Origin of the sequence: Pseudoalteromonas sp. BZA4 (assembly GCF_040104395.1) — a bacterium.
Lineage (GTDB): Bacteria > Pseudomonadota > Gammaproteobacteria > Enterobacterales > Alteromonadaceae > Pseudoalteromonas.
Window position 1 is genome coordinate 1 of record NZ_JBECOT010000144.1, and the last position, 1,229, is coordinate 1,229.

General features: G+C 40.7%; 1 protein-coding gene. It reads right to left on the bottom strand.

Annotated features, from left to right (window positions below; genetic code table 11):
- Positions 1-8: 8 nt before the first annotated feature.
- Positions 9-1,165 (bottom strand): IS3 family transposase gene (locus ABMY41_RS21770; protein ID WP_235374372.1). Its coding sequence is split into 2 segments (ribosomal slippage): positions 9-922 and positions 922-1,165, totalling 1,158 coding nucleotides; the frame shifts between segments, so codons are not numbered across the junction.
- Positions 1,166-1,229: the final 64 nt, after the last annotated feature.

A 1,229-nucleotide genomic window follows, 5' to 3' on the forward strand; every position in this document is an offset into this window, starting at 1 on the left:
TGTTCTGGTCAACTCCAGCCGGACACTTTTCTTAAAGAATTTTCATACTCTACTGGTGACTGATCGTTATTAGCTGAGTGCAGCCTTTCCAGATTGTAATATTTCATATATTCAGTAACATCACTTTTCATGTGTTCACGAGTTGGCTGAGCCACTTTTAACAACCAATCATGTTTCAAGCTGCCAAAGAACCTTTCAACAACAGCGTTATCCCAACAAGCCCCCACATCACCCATGCTTGCTCGCATACCAAACTGCTTTAACAGGCTACGATATCGCTTACTCGTATACTGAGACCCTCTATCAGAATGAAATACCAAGCCTTTGGCTGGTTTTCTCAAGTTATAAGCCTTAATCATGGCTTTCATTACTAAATCAGTCGTCATACGTTTATCAATATGCCAGCCAACTATTCGACGAGAATATAGATCCATTACAACAGCAAGGTACATCCAGCCTTCGCCAGTTTTCAGGTATGTCACGTCGCCAGCCCAAATCTGATTGGGGGCTATCGGATTAAAGTTCTGGTTAAGCAAATTATCTGCAACTGCATCAGAGTGCTTACGCTTAGTTGTTACTTTATAAGCTACTCGTTGTTTAACCACTAAATGGAGCTGCGCCATTAACCTTCTGGTTTTAAAGCGTGTTATTTTAAAACCTTCTTTGCGTAAGTTCTTACATAGCTCACGGTAGCCTAAGCTTTCTCTGCTGCGTTTAAACAGCGCTTTAGCTCTGCGATAAAGATGCAGCTCTTCTGCCGTTATAAGCTTTGCTGGACGCGCCAGCCATGCGTAATAGCTTGAGCGACTCACCTTCATCGCTGAGCATAATTTTATAACGCGAAAAGCTTGGCTATTTTCTTTGATGAACTGATACTTTACTTCATTTCTCTCGCAAAGAAGGCGCTGGCCTTTTTTAAGATCTCTTTCTCCATTTTGAGATCTTTGTTTTCTTTTCTTAGGCGCTTTAACTCTGCACGCTCATCTTCATTTAGCGAATTACCTGCTTGTTGCTCTTCGAGTTTAGCTTTCCAGTTATAAATAAGTTTGGTGGTGATCCCTAAAGAAGCTGCGGCCTCTGAAACTGAATAACCTTGCTCAGTCACTAAAGCAACTGCTTCTTGCTTAAATTCGGTTGTATAAGTTTTGTTTTTTCGTTTTGTCATTTAACACCTCAATATTAGATCATTGTCCATTATTAAAGTGTCCTGCTCAATTAAACCAGTTCAG